Origin of the sequence: Litorivivens lipolytica (genome assembly GCF_014191715.1) — a bacterium.
GTDB classification, from domain to species: Bacteria; Pseudomonadota; Gammaproteobacteria; order Pseudomonadales; family Spongiibacteraceae; genus Litorivivens; species Litorivivens lipolytica.
This window is the reverse complement of sequence record NZ_JACHWY010000001.1, coordinates 688,919-711,885: the sequence shown is the minus strand read 5'-3', so window position 1 is coordinate 711,885 and position 22,967 is coordinate 688,919. Positions and strand designations below refer to the sequence as shown.

23 protein-coding genes are annotated in these 22,967 nt (G+C 55.5%); 9 read left to right on the top strand and 14 right to left on the bottom strand.

Annotated features, from left to right (window positions below; genetic code table 11):
- Positions 1 to 39 precede the first annotated feature (39 nt).
- Positions 40 to 1,404: a CmpA/NrtA family ABC transporter substrate-binding protein gene (locus FHR99_RS03260; RefSeq protein WP_183409113.1), complete on the bottom strand. Its 1,365-nt coding sequence runs from the start codon at positions 1,402 to 1,404 to the stop codon at positions 40 to 42.
- Positions 1,405 to 1,771: 367 nt separating this feature from the next.
- Here FHR99_RS03260 and modB point away from each other — a divergent pair, with 367 nt between their 5' ends.
- Positions 1,772 to 2,464 carry a molybdate ABC transporter permease subunit gene (modB, locus tag FHR99_RS03255; RefSeq protein ID WP_183409112.1) on the top strand — a complete coding sequence of 231 codons (693 nt, stop codon included), beginning with the start codon at positions 1,772 to 1,774 and terminating at the stop codon, positions 2,462 to 2,464.
- Complete coding sequence (gene modC, locus FHR99_RS03250; RefSeq protein ID WP_343067357.1) at positions 2,461 to 3,546, top strand: molybdenum ABC transporter ATP-binding protein; 1,086 nt, start codon at positions 2,461 to 2,463, stop codon at positions 3,544 to 3,546. The genes modB and modC overlap by 4 nt, the downstream gene beginning before the upstream one ends.
- A 50-nt stretch (positions 3,547 to 3,596) precedes the next feature.
- Here the strand turns inward: modC and FHR99_RS03245 are convergent, their stop codons facing one another.
- The 8 genes from FHR99_RS03245 to FHR99_RS03210 form a co-directional block, all read right to left on the bottom strand.
- Positions 3,597 to 4,328 carry a histone gene (locus FHR99_RS03245; protein WP_183409111.1) on the bottom strand — a complete coding sequence of 244 codons (732 nt, stop codon included), beginning with the start codon at positions 4,326 to 4,328 and terminating at the stop codon, positions 3,597 to 3,599.
- A 178-nt stretch (positions 4,329 to 4,506) separates the two neighbouring features.
- Positions 4,507 to 5,415, bottom strand: a complete 909-nt coding sequence (locus tag FHR99_RS03240; RefSeq protein ID WP_183409110.1) for a GNAT family N-acetyltransferase — start codon at positions 5,413 to 5,415, stop codon at positions 4,507 to 4,509.
- 31 nt (positions 5,416 to 5,446) lie between these two features.
- Entirely contained in the window at positions 5,447 to 6,568 is a 1,122-nt protein-coding gene (locus FHR99_RS03235; protein ID WP_183409109.1) for a cupin domain-containing protein, read from the bottom strand.
- Complete coding sequence (purB, locus tag FHR99_RS03230) at positions 6,568 to 7,932, bottom strand: adenylosuccinate lyase (RefSeq protein WP_183409108.1); 1,365 nt, start codon at positions 7,930 to 7,932, stop codon at positions 6,568 to 6,570. The genes FHR99_RS03235 and purB overlap by 1 nt, the downstream gene beginning before the upstream one ends.
- Positions 7,933 to 7,995: 63 nt before the next feature.
- A complete protein-coding gene (gene hflD, locus FHR99_RS03225; protein ID WP_183409107.1) occupies positions 7,996 to 8,631 on the bottom strand; it encodes a high frequency lysogenization protein HflD in 636 nt (211 codons plus the stop codon).
- Entirely contained in the window at positions 8,628 to 9,764 is a 1,137-nt protein-coding gene (gene mnmA, locus FHR99_RS03220) for a tRNA 2-thiouridine(34) synthase MnmA (RefSeq protein WP_183409106.1), read from the bottom strand. The genes hflD and mnmA overlap by 4 nt, the downstream gene beginning before the upstream one ends.
- Positions 9,761 to 10,207 carry an NUDIX hydrolase gene (locus FHR99_RS03215; protein WP_183409105.1) on the bottom strand — a complete coding sequence of 149 codons (447 nt, stop codon included), beginning with the start codon at positions 10,205 to 10,207 and terminating at the stop codon, positions 9,761 to 9,763. The genes mnmA and FHR99_RS03215 overlap by 4 nt, the downstream gene beginning before the upstream one ends.
- 40 nt (positions 10,208 to 10,247) lie before the next feature.
- Complete coding sequence (locus FHR99_RS03210; protein WP_183409104.1) at positions 10,248 to 10,880, bottom strand: pseudouridine synthase; 633 nt, start codon at positions 10,878 to 10,880, stop codon at positions 10,248 to 10,250.
- 105 nt (positions 10,881 to 10,985) lie between these two features.
- Here FHR99_RS03210 and icd point away from each other — a divergent pair, with 105 nt between their 5' ends.
- Positions 10,986 to 12,242, top strand: coding sequence for an NADP-dependent isocitrate dehydrogenase (icd, locus tag FHR99_RS03205; RefSeq protein WP_183409103.1), 1,257 nt, complete (start codon positions 10,986 to 10,988; stop codon positions 12,240 to 12,242).
- A gap of 75 nt (positions 12,243 to 12,317) precedes the next feature.
- Here the strand turns inward: icd and cspD are convergent, their stop codons facing one another.
- Positions 12,318 to 12,551: a cold shock domain-containing protein CspD gene (cspD, locus tag FHR99_RS03200; protein WP_183409102.1), complete on the bottom strand. Its 234-nt coding sequence runs from the start codon at positions 12,549 to 12,551 to the stop codon at positions 12,318 to 12,320.
- Between the two features lie 197 nt (positions 12,552 to 12,748).
- Between cspD and clpS the strand changes: the two genes are divergently transcribed.
- Positions 12,749 to 13,129 carry an ATP-dependent Clp protease adapter ClpS gene (gene clpS, locus FHR99_RS03195; RefSeq protein WP_183409101.1) on the top strand — a complete coding sequence of 127 codons (381 nt, stop codon included), beginning with the start codon at positions 12,749 to 12,751 and terminating at the stop codon, positions 13,127 to 13,129.
- Positions 13,130 to 13,144: 15 nt separating this feature from the next.
- Positions 13,145 to 15,418: an ATP-dependent Clp protease ATP-binding subunit ClpA gene (gene clpA, locus FHR99_RS03190; protein ID WP_183409100.1), complete on the top strand. Its 2,274-nt coding sequence runs from the start codon at positions 13,145 to 13,147 to the stop codon at positions 15,416 to 15,418.
- 15 nt (positions 15,419 to 15,433) lie between these two features.
- Here clpA and infA read toward each other — a convergent pair whose 3' ends face one another.
- From infA to trxB, 4 genes are all read right to left on the bottom strand, one after another.
- Positions 15,434 to 15,652, bottom strand: a complete 219-nt coding sequence (infA, locus tag FHR99_RS03185; RefSeq protein WP_183409099.1) for a translation initiation factor IF-1 — start codon at positions 15,650 to 15,652, stop codon at positions 15,434 to 15,436.
- A gap of 130 nt (positions 15,653 to 15,782) precedes the next feature.
- Positions 15,783 to 16,490: an arginyltransferase gene (locus tag FHR99_RS03180; RefSeq protein WP_183409098.1), complete on the bottom strand. Its 708-nt coding sequence runs from the start codon at positions 16,488 to 16,490 to the stop codon at positions 15,783 to 15,785.
- 19 nt (positions 16,491 to 16,509) lie between these two features.
- A complete protein-coding gene (gene aat / locus FHR99_RS03175; protein ID WP_183409097.1) occupies positions 16,510 to 17,205 on the bottom strand; it encodes a leucyl/phenylalanyl-tRNA--protein transferase in 696 nt (231 codons plus the stop codon).
- 28 nt (positions 17,206 to 17,233) lie between these two features.
- Complete coding sequence (gene trxB / locus FHR99_RS03170) at positions 17,234 to 18,181, bottom strand: thioredoxin-disulfide reductase (protein WP_183409096.1); 948 nt, start codon at positions 18,179 to 18,181, stop codon at positions 17,234 to 17,236.
- Between the two features lie 149 nt (positions 18,182 to 18,330).
- Between trxB and FHR99_RS03165 the strand changes: the two genes are divergently transcribed.
- Genes FHR99_RS03165 through crcB form a run of 4 tightly spaced genes read left to right on the top strand, consistent with a single transcriptional unit; the run spans position 18,331 to position 22,966 of the window.
- A complete protein-coding gene (locus FHR99_RS03165) occupies positions 18,331 to 20,688 on the top strand; it encodes a DNA translocase FtsK (RefSeq protein WP_425488598.1) in 2,358 nt (785 codons plus the stop codon).
- A 12-nt stretch (positions 20,689 to 20,700) separates the two neighbouring features.
- A complete protein-coding gene (gene lolA, locus FHR99_RS03160; RefSeq protein ID WP_246386525.1) occupies positions 20,701 to 21,309 on the top strand; it encodes an outer membrane lipoprotein periplasmic chaperone LolA in 609 nt (202 codons plus the stop codon).
- A gap of 26 nt (positions 21,310 to 21,335) precedes the next feature.
- Positions 21,336 to 22,598, top strand: a complete 1,263-nt coding sequence (locus FHR99_RS03155) for a replication-associated recombination protein A (protein ID WP_183410112.1) — start codon at positions 21,336 to 21,338, stop codon at positions 22,596 to 22,598.
- Positions 22,598 to 22,966 (top strand): fluoride efflux transporter CrcB, encoded by a 369-nt coding sequence (gene crcB / locus FHR99_RS03150; RefSeq protein WP_183409093.1) that lies wholly within the window; start codon positions 22,598 to 22,600, stop codon positions 22,964 to 22,966. Before FHR99_RS03155 ends, crcB begins: the two co-directional genes overlap by 1 nt.
- The last annotated feature ends 1 nt before the right edge of the window (position 22,967 follow it).

The following is a 22,967-nucleotide window of genomic DNA, read 5'->3' as shown; positions in this document are numbered from 1 at the left end:
AAGGCAAGAAAAGCGCGGCGAACCGCGCCTTTATGAGTCTTAAACCTCGTCCTTGCCTTTCAGTCCGATCTTGAATTTGCCGAGGTAGTCGTTGGGCTTGGTGCCGTCATAGGTCACGCCATCAATAAATTCTTTTTGTGGCGGTTTAAAGCCGGTCTCCTTGGCGAAATCCGGAAAGTCGCTGGCTTGCATAACGCCATCGACGATCAGTTCTTCAGCGGCGGCGCGGTAGATATCCGGGCGATAGACCTTCTTGGCCGTCTCCATATACCAGCTGTCGGGCTTGTGCTCGGCGATCTGGCCCCAGCGGCGCATCTGGGTCAGATACCAGATCGCATCGGAGTAGTAGGGGTAAGTTGCGTTATATCGGAAGAACACGTTGAAGTCGGGAACCGGACGCTTGTCGCCTTTTTCATACTCGAAGGTGCCGGTCATGGAGTTGGCAATGACCTCAGCGTCGGCGCCTACGTAGTAGGGTTTGGAAAGAATTTTTACCGCTTCCGGACGGTTGGCGTTGTTGTTTACATCCAACCATTTGGCAGCGCGAATCATGGCTTTTACGACTGCGATATGGGTCTGCGGATACTTGTCAGCCCACTCCTTACTGACGCCAAAGACTTTTTCAGGGTTGTCCTTCCAGATTTCATAATCGGTGATGACCGGTACGCCGATGCCCTTGAACACCGCTTGCTGGTTCCAGGGTTCACCCACGCAGTAGCCGTAAATGGTGCCGGCTTCCATGGTGGAGGGCATCTGCGGTGGCGGCGTTACCGACAATTGCGCGTCGGCGTCGATCATGCCGCTGGTGTCGCCTTTTTTCGGGGCATAGTAACCGGGGTGAATGCCACCGGCAGCCAGCCAGTAGCGCAGCTCGTAGTTGTGAGTGGAGACGGGGAATACCATGCCCATTTTGAAGGGTTTGCCTTCGGCCTTGTATTTTTCGACCACGGGTTTTAGGTAGTCGGCTTTAATCGGATGAACCGGTTTGCCATCCGCCTGTTTGGGAATGTTCGGTTTCATCTGTTCCCAGATATCGTTGGAAACCGTGATCCCGTTGCCGTTCAGATCCATGCTAAAGGCGGTAATGATATGTGCCTGCGTGCCGAAGCCGATGGTGGCACCGAGCGGCTGACCGGCGAGCATGTGCGCGCCATCGAGTTGGCCGTCAATCACGCGATCCAGTAGCACTTTCCAGTTGGCTTGTGCTTCGAGGGTGACAAACAGGCCTTCGTCTTCAAAAAAGCCTTTTTCGTAAGCGATGGCCAGCGGGGCCATGTCTGTAAGTTTGATAAAGCCGAATTTCAGTTCTTCCTTTTCGGGCTCTGCAGCCTGGGTTAATGCGGCGCCGCCGAGCAGCACGCTCGCTGCGATCGACTTGAACCACTGTTTATACCTGAGTGACATAGCAATCTCCTTGGTGCTGGTTGTGTGGGCCTTCGGCTGCAGTCCTTGTGCCCGGCTGAAAATGCCAGCTGGTTTGTCTTGTATTGGCTTGAGTTAGAGCAACGACCGTGCCAAGGTTGGAATAGCTAATAAAAACAGTTAGATAGCTGACGCGTGCGCCATTTTGATTAGGGGGCTCCAACAGCGGCTGCGCTCGGATGGTGCTTGTGGTGCACTCACTGTGTTCTTCCAGACCGGTACTGCCGCACCGAATAAGCGCACTAGAATCTGGCGTGCTTGAGTTGATGGGTGCGATCACGCACACTAGCTTTCCACCGAAAATAACGCGTTCGCAGTCTTTACCGATTGCTTGTATGACAGAGACACCATGGGGCTGACGGCATCAGAATGGCAGGCGGTATGGCTGACGCTTCAGCTTGCCTTCAGTTCAACCTTCTTACTGCTTATTCTGGCAACGCCATTGGCGTACTGGCTGGCGCGCACGCGCTCTTGGTTAAAAGGCCCGGTGTCGGCACTGGTGGCGCTGCCACTGGTGTTGCCTCCCACCGTGTTGGGCTTTTATCTGTTGGTGGCGATGGGGCCGGAGGGGCCGCTAGGCCAGCTGACCCAAACACTGGGTATTGGCACACTGGCGTTTACGTTTCAGGGGCTGGTAATCGGTTCGATGATTTACTCATTGCCTTTTGTAGTGCAGCCCATTCATAACGCGATCGAATCCGTCGGACAGCGCCCTCTGGAAGTCGCCGCAACTCTGGGGGCTGGCCCTGTCGACCGCTTTTTCTCTGTGTTGTTACCTCAAGCGCGAGCGGGTTTTATCACCGCAGCTGTGCTCGGTTTTGCGCATACGCTCGGCGAGTTTGGTGTGGTGTTGATGATTGGCGGAAATATTCCGGAAGAAACTCGCGTGGTCTCGGTGCTGATTTACGATCACGTCGAAGCGTTGGATTATGCCGGAGCGCATCGGCTGTCGGCCTCGCTACTGATCTTTTCCTTTACCGTCTTGTTAGCGCTGTATCTGGTGCAACACCGGTCGAATCTACGGACGGACTTTAGGCTGTGAATAAGAGCAATGGCTTGATCGCCCGCTTTCAGCAGTCATTCAGCGGCGGTTTTAATCTGGATGTAGATCTCACACTACCGGATCGCGGCATCACGGCGATCTACGGTGCCTCAGGTTCTGGGAAAACCACGCTACTGCGCTGTATTGCCGGGCTGCAGCGAGCACAGTCAGGTTTTCTGTCCCTGAATGGTCTGGTCTGGCAGGATGCTCAACGTTTTGTGCCAACGCATCAGCGAGCGCTGGGTTACGTTTTTCAGGAAGCGAGCCTGTTTTCCCATCTAGATGTTCAGGGTAATCTCGATTTTGCGCGTCGGCGCAGTCGAAATCGCGATCAAGACTATCTGAAAAACGTGGTTGCGATGATGGGGATTGAGCCGCTGCTGAAACGTTCAACCGCGGCTCTGTCCGGTGGCGAGCGCCAGCGTGTTGCCATTGCGCGCGCACTGCTGTCGCAGCCAAAACTGTTATTACTGGATGAGCCACTCGCCGCGCTGGATACCAGTCGGCGTGAAGAGATTCTTCCTTATCTGGAGCGCCTGCACGAAGAATTTGAGGCGCCTGTGCTGTATGTAAGTCATTCGCTAGATGAAATTACGCGCCTGGCTGATCAGCTGGTTGTTGTTGAAAATGGGCGGGTAGAGGCCAACGAAGCGCTCAGCATAGCGCTTACCCGAACAGAGCTTTCGATATCACAACACGATGACGCGGGTGTGATATTGGAGGCTCGGGTGGTCGAACGCGACGATCAATGGCATCTGATTCGCGCGGCATTTACTGGCGACAGTTTATGGGTGCGCGACAACGGCGATAGTCTCGATACAGCACTGCGCATTCGGGTCTTGGCTCGAGACGTAAGTCTGGCTCTGGAGGAACCGGGAGCGTCCAGTATCGTCAATCGGCTCAAGGCTGAGGTAGAAGCCATCGATGAAACCGCCGACAGTGCTATGGCCTTGGTCACCCTGAAGTTAGCAGGTGAAAATCGTTTGCTGGCTCGCCTGACGCGTCGCTCGGTTCACTCCCTTGAGCTTTGCGTTGGACGCCCGGTCTGGGCTCAAGTGAAGTCGGTGGCGGTATTGCGTTGACGAGGGACGGTGCCTCACCGCAGCGGATGCCGCGGTGAGGTCAGGGCGACTCAGCTTTCCTGGGCTGGAGCTTCGGTCGCGGGTGCAGAGGCAGCCGGTGCTGCAGCAGGTGCGGCGGCTTTTGCCTTGGTAGATTTGGCTTTGCGGGCACGACGCTGAGTGCTTTGCGCAGATTTCAGTGCGGCTTTTTCACGGCGAAGCAGTTCGCGCTCAGACTTCTTGCGCAGTGCGGCTATTTGCTTGTCGGCTTTGGCTTGAATGCGCGCAATGGCCTTGGCGGTACTGCTTTCGAGTTTAGCCTGAGCATTGGCAACCACTTTTTCGGCGGTTTGTGCCTTGGCAAGTTTCGCTTTGGCGACTTTCAGCTCCGCGCGTTTCGCGGAAACGGCTTTCTTCTCGGCGCGAACTACGTCGCGAGCAGCAGCAGCGGCTACGCGGGCTTTATCAACGGCGGCTTTCTTGGCGGGCGTTGGCTTGGCTTTGGCAGCAGTGCGCTTGGCCTTCAAAGCATCGGCCGATTTGGCCAGTTTGATTTCGCTTTTGCCAACTTTGGCGATCAGCTTGTTCAGTTCAGCCTCTACGCTGTTAACCTTTTTCTCCAAATCCGCAACCAGATTGGCAACGGGAGTTGCTTTGCTTGCGTTTGGTTTGGCGACGGCTTTTCTTGGAGGCGCTTTTTTAGCGGGGGCTTTCTTTGCTGCAACTTTTTTGGCAGGAGATTTTTTTACAGTGGCTTTCTTGGCAGCAGTTTTTTTAACAGCGGCTTTTTTTGTGCGAGGCATGAAGTCCATCCTTATTGCATAAAAATTGCGCGCATTAAACAGGAATTAAAAAAGAAATAAAAGATGTGATGGTTTTTTGACTGCAAAAATTATTTGGTACTTTGCATGATCAGTGGTAGCCGGGCTGGATGATCAACGCTGGCTTGTTTCTTTTTATCATTATAGAGGCAGGCAATGGCTAAAGACTTAATCGCCGAAAACGAATATCGTCCTGCGCCTGATTCCAGAGCTGATCAAACTGAATGCTGTAGTTTTGCGCCAAGGGGCGGTTGTTAAAATCAGCCCAATGGGTGCCGGGACTGCGCCGGGATGAAACGATCAGCCCGCATCGATCGGCAACCACAAATTCCTCGTCTTGTTGGCCGGCTTGTTCTTCCGGTAGCACCTTGAGCAAGATGGCAGAACTCAAACGTCGTTGCAGTTCCAGTAATCTATGTCCGGTTCCTGCGAGAAGATCCGGTCGTAGCACCAGTAGGCGGATTTCCGTGGATTTATGTCGCCGCGCCAAGGTGGAGAGCGCGTTACGCACGTCGTCGCTATCAAAGGCTGCCGGGTTAAGCGATTCACTAAAAATACGAATTTGCTGCCGGCTTTGGGACAGCATGGACGAAACTGTTGCCGGAAGATCGCTAACGGCAATTCGGCCGTTGTCTTCGCCGAGCAGTGATTGGCTGCGCAGTACAAAGCGCATGGAGCGATGGGGGATACCCGCGTCCATGAAGGTCGGGCCGTAGGCTACGAAGCCGAACTTTTCGTAAAAACCGATGGCGTGTTCCTGACTGTGCAGCCAGGCTTCACGTTTATTGAGGCGTTTTGCACAGTGCAGGGCTTGGGCGAGAAGGTGTTCGCCGATGCCTTGTGAGCGGTATTCCTTAAGTACCGCCATTCGACCGATGTGGCCGTCCTGCAGCATGCGAACCGTGCCCACTGGCCGCTCACCATCGAAAGCCAGCCAGTGGTAGGCGTGGGCGTCTTTTCCATCCCATTCCAGATCTTCCGGAACGGATTGCTCCTGAACAAATACCTGGCGCCGGATTGCCTGCAATGCGTTCTGATGGGTTGCCCAGTCAGCGTCGATAATCTTCATAGACTAATAATGACACGGAAGGCAGAGTTTTTTAATCCGCGTCTGCGAGCAAGGCACCGGTAGAGAGCAGAAAGCTGGCTGCCTCTGGGCTGGCTTTGAGTAGTTCGGTCCAGAGTGTAGTGGGCAGCACGCCGCCGGGTACACACTGACAGATGTCTGCCAGCAGGGGGGCGGAGGCCGCATTGACGCGAAGGCTCATACCGTTACTAAACAGAATATTGCTGCCGTCGCTGCAATAGACGGTGATACGAGAGTCTAGTGCTCGGGCGACGTCGGTGCTTGGAACTTCGCGGGGTGAAGACTGCGGCAGATAGTCGCCGGCAGGTTCGGTGACGAGTTCGCCGAAACTTTGTATCAGTAACTCTCCGTCATTGAGTACGGGCTGAAGCAGGGCTTGTAGTTGTTCAATATGCTCAGCCGTAAGGAGGTTACCCGCCGCCAGCGTCGCTTCGACATCGCGATAGCGTTGATCCTCACTCAACACACTGCTGAGGGTGTCCCACCAGCGTTCAAGAATCTGGGCGACAGAGGGCGCGCGAAAGCCCACTGATAGGGTAATGCAGTCGTCATCTAACGCGGTGCCCCAGTGGGCCACTCCGGGGGGAATGTAAAGAATATCTCCCGGCTCCAGCACATAGCGGTCACATTCTTTAAATTCGTGTAGCAGACGCAGTGGCTGGTCGGCCATTAAATCGTCGCTGTCGTCACACTGCTGACCGATGCGCCATTCCCGTCGGCCACTACCCTGAACCAGAAAAACATCGTAGCGATCAAAGTGCGGCCCGACACCACCGCCGCTAACGGCGTAGCTGACCATGATGTCTTCAATACGCCACTGGGGGAGAAAATCGAAGTGGCCGGCGAGGGCGGCAATGTCTTCAACCCAGTGGTCTACCCGCTGTACCAGTAGCGTCCAGTCTGTGACGGGGAGATCATTGAAATCGTCTTCGTTGAAAGGGCCGTTACGCATTTGCCAGACGGTATCGCGACCGGCAATAAGGCGGGCCTCTGCGTCGTCTTCGCAGGCCAGGCCGGCAAGATCATTGCCGTCAATGGGGCATTGGTAGTTTGGCAGCCCCTGCCGGATCAGCAGGGGCTTTTTTTGCCAGTAATCGCGAAGGAAGGTATCGCGATCAAAGCCGGCGAGGGCCATTAAATGGCGCGCGCCTGTGCAGCGGCGTTACCGATGTAACTGGCTGGGGTCAGCGCCTGCAGTTCAGCCTTGGCTTGGGCGGGGATGTCGAGGGACTCGACAAAAGCCTGGATGGCGGCCTGATCAATGGTGTGGCCACGGGTCAGGGCTTTCAGTTTTTCGTAGGCCTGTTCAACGCTGTAGCGGCGCATGACGGTCTGAATGGGCTCTGCCAAAACTTCCCAAGCTGCGTCAAGGTCTTCGCTGATGCGGGCGGTGTTGATCTGCAGTTTGCCGATACCTTTCAGACTCGCCTCGTAGGCGATCTGGCTGTAGGCCATGCCCACGCCCATATTGCGAAGTACCGTTGAGTCGGTCAGATCGCGCTGCCAGCGAGAGATTGGCAGTTTAGCCGACAGGTGTCCCAAAATCGCGTTGGCAATGCCCAGATTACCCTCGGAGTTTTCAAAGTCGATGGGGTTGACCTTGTGGGGCATGGTTGAGGAGCCAACTTCGCCTTCCACGGTTTTTTGTTTGAAGTAACCCAGCGAAATATAGCCCCAGATATCCCTGTCGAAGTCGATCAGAATGGTGTTGAAGCGGGCGATGGCGTCAAACAGCTCTGCAATATAGTCATGCGGTTCGATTTGAGTGGTGTAGGGGTTCCAGGTCAGACCCAGCGATTCTACAAAGTTTTTCGCATTGGCTACCCAATCCAGCTGGGGGTAGGCAGAAATATGGGCGTTGTAATTGCCGACCGCGCCGTTGATTTTGCCCAGCAGCTCAACCTGCTTGATGGTTTCGAGCTGGCGGCGCAGGCGCGCTACTACGTTAGCAATTTCCTTACCCATGGTGGTCGGGCTGGCCGACTGACCGTGGGTGCGTGACAGCATCGGTACTTCAGCCAGTTCATGGGCAAGTTTTACCAACGCATCAATTATGGTCTGGGCCTTGGCCACCATTTGTTCGCGCCCGGCTTTCAACATCAGGGCGTGAGACAGGTTGTTGATATCTTCAGAGGTGCAGGCGAAATGCACGAATTCGCTGCCGGCTGCCAGTTCAGCATTCGGCGCGATGGTGTCCTTGATCAGATACTCAACGGCTTTTACGTCGTGGTTGGTGGTGCGCTCGATCTCTTTAACCTTGCGGGCGTGTTCTTCGCTGAAACCGCTAACCAAGGTTTCGAGCAGCGCATTGGCATCGTCAGAAAAGGGCTTTAGCTCGGGAATGTCCGGGTGGTTGGCCAGTTGCTGCAGCCAGCGCACTTCCACTTCAACCCGGTATTTGATCAGGCCGAATTCACTGAAAATCGGGCGCAGGTCAGCAGTTTTGCTGCCATAGCGGCCGTCGATGGGAGAAATGGCGGAGAGTGCCGTCAAGTCCATGAGGGTTCCTTGCTGTGCGGGAATTTGGAAAGGCCGCAATTCTACCCCAGAGCGCGGCCCACGTCAGTGGGGAATCTCTTGCTGCAGGATTTCTCGCAAGGTGTCGAGGATCCGCTGCTTTTTAAACAGGAAATGGCGCCGCCGCCCACCGAGTTGTTTCCAGAGATAGGCGCCGCGAATGCCGGCCAGCAGCAGGGCGCGGATTCGGTCAGCGTTGTGAGGGTTCTGCAATTGCTGGGCGCTGCCATTAACCTTCAGGCGGAACTTGAAATTGCTGATCGTATCTTTGTAGACGGCGGCAATCGGTGGCGACAAATCATTGATATTCGTGCCATTAATTTGCATTCCCTTTTCCACATGAGCGAGGCGGGAGCGGATAATACTGCCTGTGTCCGGCTGTTTTTCCAGCTGTCTTTGCAAATGGGTAATGCCAATAATATAGCGCACTAGCTCCCGGTCGCTGTTGCTGCGAGTACCGCTGAGCAGATCATGCAATTTACGCAGACCCAGTTCCAGCGCGGGAACGCCACCGTAGGCTTCCTCGGGAGATTGGGTGGAGAAGCTAAACAGGCTCCGCAGGCAGGCTTCAAAAGCTGCCGGTTCGGCATCGCCAGTGCGGGCGATTGAGTCGACCAGCGCAACACTCTGACAAACGCCAGACAGCGCAAGCACCTGCTGCCGTAATAACTGCTGGCTCATACCTGCTCGTATCCTGTTGTCGAGTGTTGTTCCGGCTCTTGGTCAAAGGCCTGCTCGATAACTGTGCCGCCGAGACAGATTTCGCCTTGATAAAACACTACAGATTGCCCCGGCGTAACCGCGCGTTGCGGCTCATCGAACAATACGCTTAGCCGATTATTTTCCAGCGTAACGGTACAGGCCTGATCTGGCTGACGATAGCGGGTTTTCGCAGCGCAGCGCAGTGGAAACTCCGGTGTTTCCGCAATCCAGTGAGGTTCAGCAGTGCGCAGGGCAGTTTTAAAAAGCGCGGGATGGTTGCTACCTTGGGTAACCCGCAATACGTTGCGGTCGAGGTCCTTTTCAACCACATACCAGGGGGCGTCGACGGCGCCGGCGACACCGCCGATGCCCAGTCCCTGTCGCTGACCGATGGTGTGGTACATCAGCCCGCTATGGGTGCCGATCACGCGCCCGTCAAGATCTTCAATATTGCCCGGCTGGGCGGGCAGATAAGTTTGCAGGAAATCCTTGAAGCGGCGCTCGCCTATAAAGCAAATACCGGTACTGTCTTTTTTGTTGTGGGTAACCAGACCGTGTTTTTCAGCGATCTCGCGGACTTCGGATTTTTCGAGCTCGCCGACGGGGAACAGGGTGCGAGCGAATTCCCGGCTGCTGACCGCGTGCAGGAAATAACTCTGATCCTTATTGTTATCGAGCCCTTTGAGCAATCGGCCTTCGGCGTCCCGGCGCGCGTAGTGGCCGGTAGCAATAAGGTCTGCGCCCAGCATCAGGGCGTAGTCGAGAAAGGCTTTAAACTTGATCTCCCGGTTACAGAGGATGTCCGGGTTGGGGGTGCGGCCGGCTTTGTACTCGTCCAGAAAGTGCTCGAAGACGTTGTCCCAATATTCCGCGGCAAAATTGGCGCCGTGGAGCTTGATGCCTAGTCGATCGCAGACCGCTTGCGCATCCGCGTAGTCCTCTTTGGCCGTGCAGTATTCGGTGCCGTCGTCTTCTTCCCAGTTCTTCATGAACAGGCCTTCGACCTGATATCCCTGCTCAAGCAGAAGCACGGCGGTTACTGACGAATCCACGCCGCCAGACATACCGACGATGACTTTTTTGTCTGCGTTTTTGTCTGAGAGGGCGCTCATCCGTAAATCAGCTCCAGCGGGTAGCGATGCCCCTTGAGATACTGGTCAATGGTGGCGAGAACCAAGTGGCTGCGCAGATCGCTTTCTCGCGCCTGTAGTTCTTTCCGGCTTAACCACAGCGGTTGAATGATGCCGTCATCGAGTTCCGAGTTGATTTTCCCCAAGGCAGTACCGAAGAAGCTGGTGCGGTAATAGGTCACGCCGTTGGCGGCTTTGTATAGGGTGGTGCCGATGATCCCGTCAATCGAGCAGTCGTACCCTGTTTCTTCCAGCACTTCGCGGCGGGCGGCCTCTACCAGAGATTCTTCCGGCTCAAGATGGCCGGCCGGCTGGTTAATCACGCGCTCGCCATCGGCGATTTCTTCAACGACAAGAAACTTGCCGTCGCGTTCAATAACGGTTGCCACGGTTACATGTGCGTGCCAGGGGCGTTCATCGGTCATGCGCTGAATAAAGCTCGCTTTACCTGAAATTTGGCCGCGATTATACGCGCTTGGGGCGGGTGGATGTAGGGCGACGCCGGGAAGAGTGCGGTTTTGAGCGGAAATTGCGCTTTGTTTTTGCAGGCTGGGCGAGGTGCACGGATTCTTCCCGGAATTCTCCCGGCGCTAGCCCGTCTACCCGCCATTGGCCGATTGCCACCCGAATCAGGCGCAGGGTGGGAAAGCCGACGGCCGCCGTCATGCGCCGTACCTGACGGTTGCGGCCTTCGGTAATCTCAAGTTCGATCCAACTGGTGGGGATCGCGGCGCGCTCACGTATCGGTGGGTTGCGTGGCCATAGTTTCGGTTCGTTGATCCGTTTTGCGCGACAGGGCAGTGTAGGGCCGTCCTTGAGTATAACGCCCTGACGCAGGCGCTCGATGGCGTCGTCAGTGATGTCGCCATCCACCTGCACCTGATAGGTTTTTGGTAATTTGTGCTTGGGATGACTAATCTGTGCCTGTAATCTGCCATCATCTGTCAGGATGAGCAGACCCTCGGAGTCATAGTCCAGCCGCCCGGCGGGATAGACACCGGGTATCGACAGGTGGTCGGCCAGGGTTTTCTTGCCGTCTTTGGCTCGAAACTGGCACAGCACCTGAAAGGGTTTATTGAAGAGGATTAGTTTGCTCATTAATTAGACAGGAAATAGTCACTATAAATTGGTATGATACGTCGCCTTTTGCCTACCGGCAGTCTAAAGGCCTCACTGAAAAACAGATAATCCATGGAGTCAAGAATGGGATACCAACACATCAAGGTGCCTGCAGAGGGTGAGAAGATTTCCGTTAATGCGGATCTTTCCCTTAACGTCCCCGATCGGCCAATTATTCCTTTTATCGAAGGCGATGGCATCGGTGTCGATATCACTCCGGTCATGATCGATGTTGTCGATGCGGCGGTTGATAAAGCCTACGGTGGCAGCAAGAAAATTAGCTGGATGGAAATCTACACAGGCGAAAAAGCCGCTGAGCTGTACGACGGCGACTGGTTTCCGGCCGAAACGCTGGACGCGATCAAAGAATATGTAGTGGCCATCAAAGGCCCGCTGACAACCCCCGTAGGCGGTGGTTTCCGCTCGCTGAACGTTGCCCTGCGTCAGGAGCTGGACCTCTACGTATGTCAGCGCCCGGTACGCTGGTTTGAAGGTGTGCCTTCGCCTGTTAAAGAGCCTGGCAAAACCAACATGGTTATCTTCCGTGAGAACTCTGAAGACATCTATGCCGGTATCGAGTGGCAGGCGGGTACGGACGAGGCCAACAAGGTCGTTAAATTCCTGCAGGAAGAAATGGGCGTTACCAAGATCCGCTTCCCTCAGGAAGTAGGTATTGGTGTGAAGCCAGTATCTGAAGAAGGTACCAAGCGTCTGGTGCGCAAAGCCATTCAGTACGCTGTCGATCAGGATCTGCCATCTGTGACACTGGTTCACAAGGGCAACATCATGAAGTTCACCGAGGGTGCCTTCAAAAACTGGGGCTACGAGCTAGCCGGTGAAGAATTTGGTGCCGAGCTGCTGGACGGCGGCCCGTGGATGAAGATGAAAAACCCGAACACCGGGAACGAAATCATCATCAAAGACGTGATTGCTGACGCCATGCTGCAGCAGGTTCTATTGCGTCCCGACGAGTACAGCGTTATTGCGACCCTGAACCTGAACGGTGACTACCTGTCTGACGCCCTGGCGGCCCAAGTGGGTGGTATCGGTATCGCACCGGGTGCCAACCTGAGTGACAATGTTGCCCTGTTCGAAGCGACTCACGGTACCGCACCGAAGTACGCCGGTCAGGACAAGGTAAACCCGGGTTCACTGGTACTGTCTGCTGAGATGATGCTGCGCCACCTGGGCTGGAACGAAGCGGCTGACCTGATTATCGATGGCATGAACGGTGCGATTCAGGACAAGACTGTGACTTACGACTTTGAGCGGCTGATGGACGGTGCGAAACTGCTCAAGTGCTCTGAGTTCGGCAAGGCCGTTATCTCAAAAATGGGCTAATAAAAGCCCTTGCGCGCAGCCATTGGCTGCGCGATCCCCTTAAGAGCGGAGTGTGTCAGACGCCGATTTGGGCGCTCAGGCTACTTCGCTTTTTTTCTGTTCAGATTCGGCGCAACGAATATTCGTTGCGTGAACGCCTTTTGGGCCCTGTTCCAGATCAAACTGGACTGTCTGGCCGGCTTTCAACGTTTTATAGCCATCCATGTCTATGGCGCTGTAGTGCACAAAGATATCCTCATCGGAATTTTCTGTTACTACAAAGCCGTACCCCTTGGCATTATTGAACCACTTGACTACGCCGGTATTCATAAGGTCATTTCCATAATGCGTTTTTGATATACTGCAACTCCCTGCACTCACTATGACATGACAGCAGCTGATTGTTGTAGAACTTCCTTCGCTATCAATGCCTTAGTTGAGTTAACTTATACAGGTAGTCGCTGGACAGTCAATATGCCAGTTTGACGATTCGCAAAAATTCACGGATATCAGAACTCTGTAAGACTATGCAAGATTCTTGGAAATACAGTGAAACTGGGGCTCTGCGAGTGGTCGCGGGCCAAAATGACGAGGAGGGCGATCGTCACGGCGGGGGTCTTTCAGTGCAGGAAATTGAACCTGAGCTGAAATCGCCATCGCTCTATAAAGTCGTATTAATGAATGATGACTACACTCCCATGGAATTCGTGGTGGAAGTGCTACAAAAGTTCTTCAACAAAGACCGGCATACCGCAACTCACATCATGTTGACGGTGCATACACAGGGCAAAGGCGTCTGTGGCATCTATACTCGTGATATAGCGGAAACAAAAGCCGCGCAAGTGAATCAATACTCGAGGGAAAACGAGCATCCGCTGCTGGCGGAAATCGAAGAAAGCAGTGACTAAGAGGTACAGGGCAATATGCTGAGCAGAGATCTGGAAGCGACATTAGGCCAAGCCTTCAAGGAAGCCCGCACCAAAGGCCATGAATTCATGACCGTCGAGCATCTGTTGCTGGCGCTCATCGATAACGATTCAGCGAAGAAAGTCATGGTTGCCTGTGGCGCGGATATTGCCCAGCTGCGATTTGACCTGATCGAATTTATCGAGGCCACCACACCGCTGATTGCCACCGAAGACATGGACCGTGAGACCCAGCCGACGCTGGGCTTTCAGCGGGTTTTGCAGCGTGCGGTGTTTCATGTGCAATCCAGCGGAAAGCAGGAGGTCACCGGCGCCAATGTGCTGGTCGCCATTTTTAGCGAGCAGGAAAGCCAGGCGGTTTACTTTCTGAAGCAGCAGAATATCGCACGGCTGGATGTGGTGAATTACATCACCCACGGTATTTCCCGTGTGGCCGACGAGGAGCCCGGTACGACAGCTCCCAAATCTGATGAAGAGGGCGCAGAGGCGCAGGCGGATCGCCCGCTCGATCAGTTTGCGGTGAACCTCAATGAAGAAGCCAAGGCGGGGCGAATTGATCCGCTGGTCGGTCGTATGGATGAGGTCACCCGGGTCGCGCAGATCCTGTCCCGGCGCCGCAAGAACAACCCGCTGCTGGTGGGTGAAAGCGGTGTCGGTAAGACCGCTATCGCCGAAGGGTTAGCCAAGCTGATTGTTGAAGGCGATGTGCCCGATATTCTCAAGCAAAGCGTCGTTTACTCGCTGGATCTTGGGGCGCTGCTGGCGGGCACGAAATATCGCGGCGATTTCGAAAAACGCTTTAAAGGCCTGTTGGCTGATCTCAAGAAGCGAGAAGGCGCGATTCTGTTTATTGACGAAATTCACACCATAATCGGTGCGGGTGCCGCCTCGGGCGGTGTTATGGACGCCTCGAACCTGCTCAAGCCGCTGCTCGCTTCAGGTCAAATGCGCTGTATCGGCTCGACCACCTTTCAGGAATACCGCGGTATTTTTGAAAAAGACCGCGCTCTGAGTCGCCGCTTCCAGAAAATCGACGTGCTGGAGCCTTCGGTTGATGAAGCCTATGGCATTCTGAAGGGGCTTAAATCCCGTTTTGAGGCCTTTCACGAGCTGCAGTACACCGACGCAGCCTTGAAGGCAGCGGCCGAGCTTGCGGGTCGCTACATCAACGACCGCTTCCTGCCAGACAAGGCGATAGACGTGATCGATGAAGCAGGGGCCTATCAGCGCCTGCAGAAGGGCGATCAACGCAAAACTGTGCTGGATGTGGAGGACATTGAAGCGGTCATCGCCAAGATAGCGCGGATTCCGCCCAAGTCAGTCTCCAGCGACGACAAGCAGACGCTGGCCAAACTCGAAGACAACTTGAAAATGGTGGTGTTTGGCCAGGATCAGGCCATTACGACCCTGTCTTCGGCGATCAAGCTGGCGCGTGCCGGCCTGAAAGAGCCGCAGAAGCCGATTGGTTCCTTCCTGTTGGCGGGTCCGACCGGGGTGGGCAAGACCGAAGTCTGCCGCCAGTTGGCCAAGCAGCTTGGGCTGGAGCTGATTCGTTTTGATATGTCCGAGTACATGGAGCGTCACACCGTATCGCGCCTGATCGGTGCACCCCCGGGTTACGTGGGTTTTGATCAGGGTGGTCTGCTAACCGATGCGGTTACCAAGGCGCCGCACTCCGTGGTGTTGCTGGATGAAATCGAGAAGGCCCACCCGGATCTCTTTAACCTGCTGCTGCAGGTGATGGATCACGGTGCGCTGACCGATAACAACGGTCGCAAGGCAGATTTTCGCAATGTAATTCTGGTGATGACCACCAACGCCGGTGCCGAAAATATGAGCAAGCGCTCCATCGGTTTCACCGAGCAGGACAACAGCACCGATTCACTGGAGGCGATCAATCGCCTGTTCACGCCGGAATTCCGCAACCGGCTCGACAGCGTCGTGCAGTTCAATCCGCTGCCTGAAAACGTGGTGTTGACCGTAGTCGACAAGTTCCTGATCGAGTTGCAGTCGCAGCTGGATGACAAGCAGGTCACCATTAATGTCGACGACGATGCACGTGAATGGCTGGTAGAGCACGGCTACGACAAGCTGATGGGTGCCCGCCCGATGACCCGGATCATTCAGGAAAACATCAAAAAGCCGCTGGCTGAGATGGTGTTGTTCGGTGAGTTGGCCGAGAAGGGTGGCGTCGTTCGGGTGTCAGTAGAGAACGGTGAGCTTACATTGACAGCCCAACAGGGCGAGGAGTTGGAAGCGCCTGTGCATTGACAGGCGCTGAAGGCTTCAGCGAGCGCGGTAGGTGATGCGACCTTTGGTCAGGTCGTAGGGAGTGAGTTCAACTTTCACCTTGTCACCGGTCAGTATGCGGATGTAGTGCTTGCGCATTTTGCCTGAAATATGGGCAGTGACCACATGGCCATTTTCCAACTTCACGCGGAAGGTCGTGTTCGGCAGGGTGTCGATCACTTCGCCTTCCATTTCAAACTGGTCTTCTTTCGCCATTCGGCGCTACCTCTGAATATCTTGAACAATGGGTTTGCCGCCTGCCCGAAGGGGTGGAGAGTCTCGAGCACGCGATTTTGGCTGCGCGCATTTTGCCCTAAAACGGCGCCCGGCGCAAAGTCGGTGCCCCTCAGCGAAGGGTGAGCCAGCGTTGATCGATCAATAGTTGCAGCGGTCGATACTGGATTTTGTAGTTCATCTTGTCGCAGTTTTTGATCCAGTATCCCAGATAAACATGCTGAAGATTTTCGCTTCGCGCGTACTCCACTTGCCAGAGAATCGCGAATTTACCCAGCCCGCGCTGATCGCGAGATGGGTCGAAGAAGGTATAAACCGCCGACAGACCGTCGTCGAGCAGATCAAACACGGCGACGGCGATTAGCGTTTCGCCCTCATAAAACCGCGCAAAACGGGTAACTCCCCATTCCGCGCTCAAAAAGCCTCTGAACTGTTCCTGGCTGGGGGGGAACATATCGCCATCGCGGTGGCGCTCGGTGATATAGCGCTCGTAGAGAGGGTAATCAAGCGCCATATCCGGCTGGGTACTCACCTCGACGCGTAGATCACCATTGCGTTTGAAGTTGCGCCGTTGAGAGCGGTTAGGTTCAAACTGGTCGACGGGGATGCGAGTGAGAATGCACTGGCTGCATTGGGCACAATGCGGCCGGTAAAGGTGTTCGCCGCTGCGGCGAAAGCCCTGGCGTGAAAGCTGAGAGTAGAGGCTGCGATCGACACTGGCTTCCGGGTCAATAAAGATGGTGACCGCCTGCTGATCCTCAAGGTAACTGCAGGGGTGGGGACGGGTTTGGAATAGCTTGATTTCTTCTAGGCTGGCCATAAACACAGCATGTCACAGGTTATTGTGGCTCTGCCAGTCCCCAGTGTTGTCTAGTTGGCTGCGCCAGTGCCGCGAGTCGCTCCGAAAAGGTCTCGCGTGTTATTTCCACCGCGCCCATCCGGAACAGGTGGGGATTGCCCACCTGGCAATCTATCAGCTCAACGCCAAGGTCCTTCAGTTTGCGGCAGAGTGAGACCAGTGCGATTTTGGAGGTGTTACTCTCGCGGCTGAACATGGATTCGCCAAAAAACATGCGCCCCATGCCGATCCCGTAAAGACCACCGACCAGTTCCCGGTCGCGCCAGACCTCCACTGAATGCGCCCAGCCCAGCTCGTGCATGCGGGTATAGGCATTGATCATATCGTGTGTAATCCAGGTTCCAGTGCGGGTCTGGTCGAGGGTGGCGCAGGCATTGATTACGCGGCGAAAGGCGGTATCAAAGCTGACGCGGAAGTCGTTGCGACGCAGGACTTTGCGCAGCGATTTAGAAATATGTACGTCGTCTGGGAATAACACGGTGCGGGGGTCGGGGGACCACCACAACAAGGGTTGAGGATCTTCATACCAGGGGAATATCCCGAGCTGGTAAGCACGAAGTAGTCTGTCGGGATGAAGGTCGCCCCCGACCGCCAGCAGCCCGTTGGGTTCGTCCAGAGCGGCGGTCAGGGGAGGGAAGTCGAGGCTGTCCGGGTTCAGCCAGTCTATGGTGGCCATCGGTCAGTCTCGGGCTATTTATAGGCAATCAAAGATTGTCGAGGTATTTTTCGGCGTCGAGCGCGGCCATGCAGCCAAAGCCCGCCGAGGTCACCGCCTGACGGTAGATATGATCCGCTACGTCACCCGCAGCAAAGATGCCGGGAACGCTGGTCGCGGTTGCATTGCCTTCGGTGCCGGAGGTGATTTTCAGGTAGCCATCTTTCATATCCAGCTGGCCAGCGAAAATGTCGGTATTGGGCTTGTGACCGATCGCAATGAATACGCCGGCAAGTTCGATATCCTTGGTTTCGCCGGATTCGGTGCTCTTGATACGCATACCGGTTACGCCGCTGTCGTCACCCAGAACTTCGTCCAGCGTGTGATTCCACTCGATGCGGATATTGCCGTCCTTTTCACGGTCAAAAAGCTTGTCTTGCAAGATTTTCTCCGCGCGGAGCGAGTCGCGGCGGTGTACCAGAGTGACTTCTGAGGCAATGTTGGAGAGGTACAGAGCCTCTTCAACCGCGGTGTTGCCGCCACCGATAACGGCGACTTTCTTGCCGCGATAGAAAAAACCGTCGCAGGTGGCGCAGGCGCTGACGCCTTTACCCATAAAGGCCTGCTCGGAGGGCAGCCCCAGATACTGGGCTGAGGCACCGGTGGCAATGATCAGGGCATCACAGGTGTATTCGTTGTTGCCCTTGAGGCGCAGCGGGCGCTCGGAGAAATCTACGGATTCAATGTGATCAAACACAATTTCGGTTTCAAAACGCTCGGCGTGCTTCTGCATGCGCTGCATCAGTTCCGGCCCCTGAACACCGTCGTTATCGCCGGGCCAGTTGTCGACGTCAGTGGTGGTGGTGAGCTGACCACCTTGCTCCAGTCCGGTTATCACGACCGGCGACAGGTTGGCGCGGGCCGCGTAAACCGCCGCGGTATAGCCGGCGGGGCCTGAGCCGAGAATGATCAGGGGATGGTGCTTTGCTTCTGACATTGTGGGGGTGTCCTGCGATTCTGTGGGTGAAAATTTGTAGGTGAAAAAATCATCGAATGGCCGCACATGATAGGGGAAAAGCCTGCCTCCAGCAAAAGCTATTCCATTGGCGCAAATGCGTCCCATGAATGATAAGATGGGGCCACTTTTTGAAATTAAAAGAACGGGTTGAGGAACATTTGAAAAAAGCAGCTCAACGTCGAGATGGCGAAGCCAGGGAGAAACTCTCGTTGCGACTTCGCGAGGGTGCGCTGATTGCCTTTGCTGCAATCTTTTTATTTCTCCTGCTCGCCCTCAGCACCTACAGCGCAAGTGACCCCGGCTGGTCGCGAACCGGTAGCGGCGGGCCGATTAATAATGCCGTTGGCCCGGTTGGCGCCTGGTTCGCTGATGTCTTCTACGCCTTGTTTGGCTATATGGCCTACCTGTTTCCGCTGATGCTGGGTTTTCAGGCTGTCCGTATATTCCGGGTTCGCGCCAGTGCCCAGCCGATAGACCCGGTAGTGCTTAGCCTCCGTTTTGTGGGCTTTATTCTGGTGATGATGGCCAGCACCGCGCTGGCATCAATCAGTGTGGTACAGGCCGAGATACCCTTTGGCGCGGGCGGTGTGCTGGGTGAGGCGGTTGGCACGGCTTCGGTGGATGCCTTCAGCGTTATTGGTGCCCGGCTGGTTTTGCTGGCCATCCTGCTGTTTGGCCTTACGATTTTCACCGACCTGTCGTGGCTGGCGCTTATGGACAGAACTGGCGAGATTACGCTTCAGGGTTGGGATTGGCTGGTAGATCGTGTTGAGCAGTTCCGGCAGTGGGCGAAGGAACGTAAAAATATCAAGACGGTTCAGAACCAACGCCGCGAGGCCGTGGTTAAGCAGATCGCTAAACAGAAAGACCGTATTCCTCCGAAAATCGAAGCGCCGCCACCGAAACCGCCTCAGGCTAGTAAGCGGGTGGAAAAAGAGCGGCAGAAATCGCTATTTGATACGCCCGTGTCCGGCGAGGTTCCGCCGCTGGAATTGCTGGATGAGGCCGATCACCACAACAAGAAGGGCTATTCCCCGGAGACGCTGGAGGCGATGTCGCGCCTGCTGGAACTCAAGCTGGCCGACTTCAGTGTCATAGCGAAAGTAGTTGCGGTCTATCCCGGCCCGGTGATTACCCGTTTTGAAATAGAGCCCGACGCGGGTGTGAAGGTCAGCAAGATAAGCAACTTGGCCAAGGATCTGGCGCGCTCGCTGGCAGTGATCAGTGTACGTGTTGTTGAGGTTATTCCGGGCAAGCCCTACGTGGGGATTGAGATTCCCAATGAAGACCGCGAAGTTGTGAACTTTCGGGAAGTGCTTGCCTCCAAAGCCTATGACGACAACAAATCGGCACTTACCCTGGCGCTTGGTCACGATATTTCCGGCGAGCCGGTAGTCGCCGATCTCGCCAAGATGCCCCACCTGCTGGTAGCCGGTACCACTGGTTCCGGTAAGTCGGTGGGCGTTAATGCGATGTTGCTGAGCCTCTTGTATAAGGCCGGGCCGGACAAGGTTCGGTTGATGCTGGTTGACCCCAAGATGCTGGAGCTTTCGGTCTACGACGGCATTCCGCACCTGCTGGCGCCTGTTATTACCGACATGAAGGATGCTGCCAATGGTCTGCGCTGGTGTGTGGGTGAAATGGAACGGCGCTATAAGTTGATGGCCGCTATGGGCGTGCGCAACCTGGCCGGTTTTAACCGCAAGATCACCGATGCGGCCAATTCCGGAAATCCGATCAAGGACCCTCTGTGGGTGCCGGGCGAAGAATTTATCGCCGGTGAAGAGGTGCCGGAAGCGCCGGAGCTGAAACCCTTGCCGGCGATTGTTGTGGTGATCGACGAATTTGCCGACATGATGATGATTGTCGGCAAGAAGGTGGAAGAACTGATAGCGCGGATTGCCCAGAAAGCGCGAGCTGCGGGTATTCACCTGATTCTGGCAACCCAGCGACCCTCGGTGGATGTCATTACCGGTTTGATCAAGGCCAATGTGCCTACGCGCATAGCCTTTCAGGTCTCGTCTAAAGTGGATTCGCGCACCATTCTCGATCAGGGCGGCGCGGAACAGCTGCTCGGTCACGGTGACATGCTCTATCTGCCGCCGGGTAGCGGTCTGCCGGTGCGGGTACACGGTGCCTTTGTGTCAGATGATGAAGTGCATCGGGTTGTAGCCGACTGGCAGCGCCGCGGTGAGCCCGACTATATTGACGGGCTACTGGAAGAGGGCAGTCAGATCGATGCCTACACCGGCGCGCCGGCTGAATCGGGTGGCGATGACGACGGTGAGGGGGATGAGCTCTATGACGAGGCGGTTAAGTTCGTTACCCAGAGTCGCCGCGCCTCGATTTCCTCGGTACAGCGCAAATTACGCATTGGTTATAACCGGGCCGCACGCCTGATTGAAACCATGGAAGCGGCGGGTGTGGTCAGTGAAATGGGAACTAACGGCTCCCGCGAAGTGCTGGCACCGCCGCCAGTGGAGTAAAACGTGATCGTAATGCCTTCAAAAACCAAAGCCTTTATTTGTGCCATTGCTTTACTGTCACTCGCGGCGCTGGCGCAAGCCGGTTCCGGCGGCGCCGAGCAACTGGCGGGTTATCTGCAGTCGGTGCAAAACCTGAAAGCGGGTTTTACCCAGACAGTGCGTGACGATCGCGGCGAGATTCTTGAGGAGTCTCGCGGCAGCATGACCTTCAAGCGCCCCGATAAACTCCGCTGGGAAGTCGCTGAGCCCTATCGCTATCAGGTGATTACCGACGGTGAAACCCTGTGGCGCTATGACCCGGACTTCGAAGAACTGGTGACCGAGCCCTTTGATCGGGTGTCGCAAACACCGATCATGATTCTGGCTGCAAGCGCGGAAGAGCTGACTGCAGATTACGAAGTCCGCTTGGTGGCCGGAACAGAGGTTCAGCGGTTTTCGCTTAAACCCCGGCAGGCAAATGCCGATTTCAGCGAGTTGGAACTGAATTTTAAGGGCGAGGTGCTTCAGTCGATGCTGCTGCGGGACAAGCTCGGCCAGACGACGCTGATTGAATTGACGGATCCCCGGATCAATGCGCCCACGTTGCCGGCTGAATTATTTGTCTTTAGGCAGAACTCGTGACCGACACACAACCCCTCGCAGCGCGGATGCGGCCGGCGGATCTGGCCGGCTTTCTCGGTCAGGAACACCTGCTGGCGCCGAATAAGCCATTGCGAGAAGCACTGGATTCCGGTCAGCTCCACTCCATGATTTTCTGGGGGCCACCGGGCGTTGGCAAGACCACGCTCGCCAAGCTCATTGCGCAGCTCTGTGATGCCCATTTTATTACCGTGTCGGCGGTGCTAGCCGGCGTAAAGGAAATTCGCGCGGCGGTAGAAGAGGCAAAAACTCAGCAAAAATTCGATCGGCAGACAGTCCTGTTTGTGGACGAGGTGCATCGTTTCAACAAAGCCCAGCAGGATGCCTTTTTACCCTTTGTCGAAGACGGCACCCTGATCTTTGTGGGCGCCACCACGGAAAACCCCAGTTTTGAGCTGAATAACGCGCTATTGTCGCGCGCGCGGGTCTACCGACTGAAATCCCTACCGCCGGAAACGCTGGTCAATATTCTCCAGAACAGCCGGGAAAAGCTGGGCTTTAATTGTGACGATGCCTTACTTTCCTTGCTGGCCCAGGCGGCCGATGGCGATGCCCGCCGAGCCCTGAACTTTCTCGAACTGGCACTCGATATGGCCTATGCCGCCGGTCATCCGGACAGTCTTGATGAAGCCATCATTCGGGAAATCCTTAGCGGTCAGCCACGCCGGTTTGATAAGGGCGGCGATGATTTCTACGACCAGATATCGGCCTTGCATAAGGCTGTACGCGGCAGTTCACCGGATGCAGCCCTGTACTGGTTTGCCCGCATGATCGATGGGGGCTGTGATCCGCTTTATGTTGGGCGGCGTGTTGTCCGTATGGCCAGCGAGGATATTGGCAATGCCGATCCGCGATCGTTGCAGATTGCGCTGAATGCCTGGGATGTGCAGGAACGCCTCGGCAGCCCGGAAGGCGAGCTCGCACTGGCACAAGCGGTGGTTTATATGGCCTGCGCGCCGAAAAGCAATGCGGTTTACAGCGCCTATAAGGCCGTGCTGCGTGATATTCGAGCTCAGGGCAGTGAATCGGTGCCCCTGCATTTACGCAATGCGCCCACCAAACTGATGAAAGAACAGGGCTACGGTGATGATTACCGCTACGCCCATGACTATCCCGATGCCTATGCCGCCGGCGAAAATTATTTCCCGGAAGCGCTGAAAAACGCGCAGTACTATCAGCCAACCGGGCGTGGACTGGAAAAGAAAATCGCAGAAAAACTCGATTATTTGCGCCAGCTCGATCAGGCCAGTGGCTGGAGGCGCTACTCCTGATGTTACAATACCTGCTGGTTGCCCTCGGCGGCGCGCTGGGCTCTGTCAGTCGTTTTGCCATCGGCAGAGCCAGCTTTCACTGGTTTGATCACTCATGGCCCTGGGCCACGTTTGCGGTGAATTCATTGGGTTCTTTCGCCATCGGCCTGATCTATGTATTGATTACCGAGCGAAGTGCAATGCACGCCGACAGCCGCTACCTGTTGATGGTCGGCTTTTTGGGCGCTTTTACAACCTTTTCGACCTTTGCCCTCGAAACCGTTGCCATGCTTGAAGGTGGCCGCTGGGGTCTGGCGCTGGGTTATGTTCTTGCCACGCTGGTGAGCTGCATACTCGGCTGCGGATTGGGCATGTTGGTCATGCGTTAAC

What these genes read in the sequence shown, in the direction of transcription:
- FHR99_RS03260 (WP_183409113.1), bottom strand. Translation starts at nt 1,404, where the DNA reads ATGTCACTCAGGTATAAACAGTGGTTCAAGTCGATCGCAGCGAGCGTG.
- modB (WP_183409112.1), top strand. Translation starts at nt 1,772, where the DNA reads ATGGGGCTGACGGCATCAGAATGGCAGGCGGTATGGCTGACGCTTCAG.
- FHR99_RS03245 (WP_183409111.1), bottom strand. Translation starts at nt 4,328, where the DNA reads ATGCCTCGCACAAAAAAAGCCGCTGTTAAAAAAACTGCTGCCAAGAAA.
- FHR99_RS03240 (WP_183409110.1), bottom strand. Translation starts at nt 5,415, where the DNA reads ATGAAGATTATCGACGCTGACTGGGCAACCCATCAGAACGCATTGCAG.
- FHR99_RS03235 (WP_183409109.1), bottom strand. Translation starts at nt 6,568, where the DNA reads ATGGCCCTCGCCGGCTTTGATCGCGATACCTTCCTTCGCGATTACTGG.
- purB (WP_183409108.1), bottom strand. Translation starts at nt 7,932, where the DNA reads ATGGACTTGACGGCACTCTCCGCCATTTCTCCCATCGACGGCCGCTAT.
- hflD (WP_183409107.1), bottom strand. Translation starts at nt 8,631, where the DNA reads ATGAGCCAGCAGTTATTACGGCAGCAGGTGCTTGCGCTGTCTGGCGTT.
- mnmA (WP_183409106.1), bottom strand. Translation starts at nt 9,764, where the DNA reads ATGAGCGCCCTCTCAGACAAAAACGCAGACAAAAAAGTCATCGTCGGT.
- FHR99_RS03215 (WP_183409105.1), bottom strand. Translation starts at nt 10,207, where the DNA reads ATGACCGATGAACGCCCCTGGCACGCACATGTAACCGTGGCAACCGTT.
- FHR99_RS03210 (WP_183409104.1), bottom strand. Translation starts at nt 10,880, where the DNA reads ATGAGCAAACTAATCCTCTTCAATAAACCCTTTCAGGTGCTGTGCCAG.
- icd (WP_183409103.1), top strand. Translation starts at nt 10,986, where the DNA reads ATGGGATACCAACACATCAAGGTGCCTGCAGAGGGTGAGAAGATTTCC.
- cspD (WP_183409102.1), bottom strand. Translation starts at nt 12,551, where the DNA reads ATGAATACCGGCGTAGTCAAGTGGTTCAATAATGCCAAGGGGTACGGC.
- clpS (WP_183409101.1), top strand. Translation starts at nt 12,749, where the DNA reads ATGCAAGATTCTTGGAAATACAGTGAAACTGGGGCTCTGCGAGTGGTC.
- clpA (WP_183409100.1), top strand. Translation starts at nt 13,145, where the DNA reads ATGCTGAGCAGAGATCTGGAAGCGACATTAGGCCAAGCCTTCAAGGAA.
- infA (WP_183409099.1), bottom strand. Translation starts at nt 15,652, where the DNA reads ATGGCGAAAGAAGACCAGTTTGAAATGGAAGGCGAAGTGATCGACACC.
- FHR99_RS03180 (WP_183409098.1), bottom strand. Translation starts at nt 16,490, where the DNA reads ATGGCCAGCCTAGAAGAAATCAAGCTATTCCAAACCCGTCCCCACCCC.
- aat (WP_183409097.1), bottom strand. Translation starts at nt 17,205, where the DNA reads ATGGCCACCATAGACTGGCTGAACCCGGACAGCCTCGACTTCCCTCCC.
- trxB (WP_183409096.1), bottom strand. Translation starts at nt 18,181, where the DNA reads ATGTCAGAAGCAAAGCACCATCCCCTGATCATTCTCGGCTCAGGCCCC.
- lolA (WP_246386525.1), top strand. Translation starts at nt 20,701, where the DNA reads ATGCCTTCAAAAACCAAAGCCTTTATTTGTGCCATTGCTTTACTGTCA.
- FHR99_RS03155 (WP_183410112.1), top strand. Translation starts at nt 21,336, where the DNA reads ATGCGGCCGGCGGATCTGGCCGGCTTTCTCGGTCAGGAACACCTGCTG.
- crcB (WP_183409093.1), top strand. Translation starts at nt 22,598, where the DNA reads ATGTTACAATACCTGCTGGTTGCCCTCGGCGGCGCGCTGGGCTCTGTC.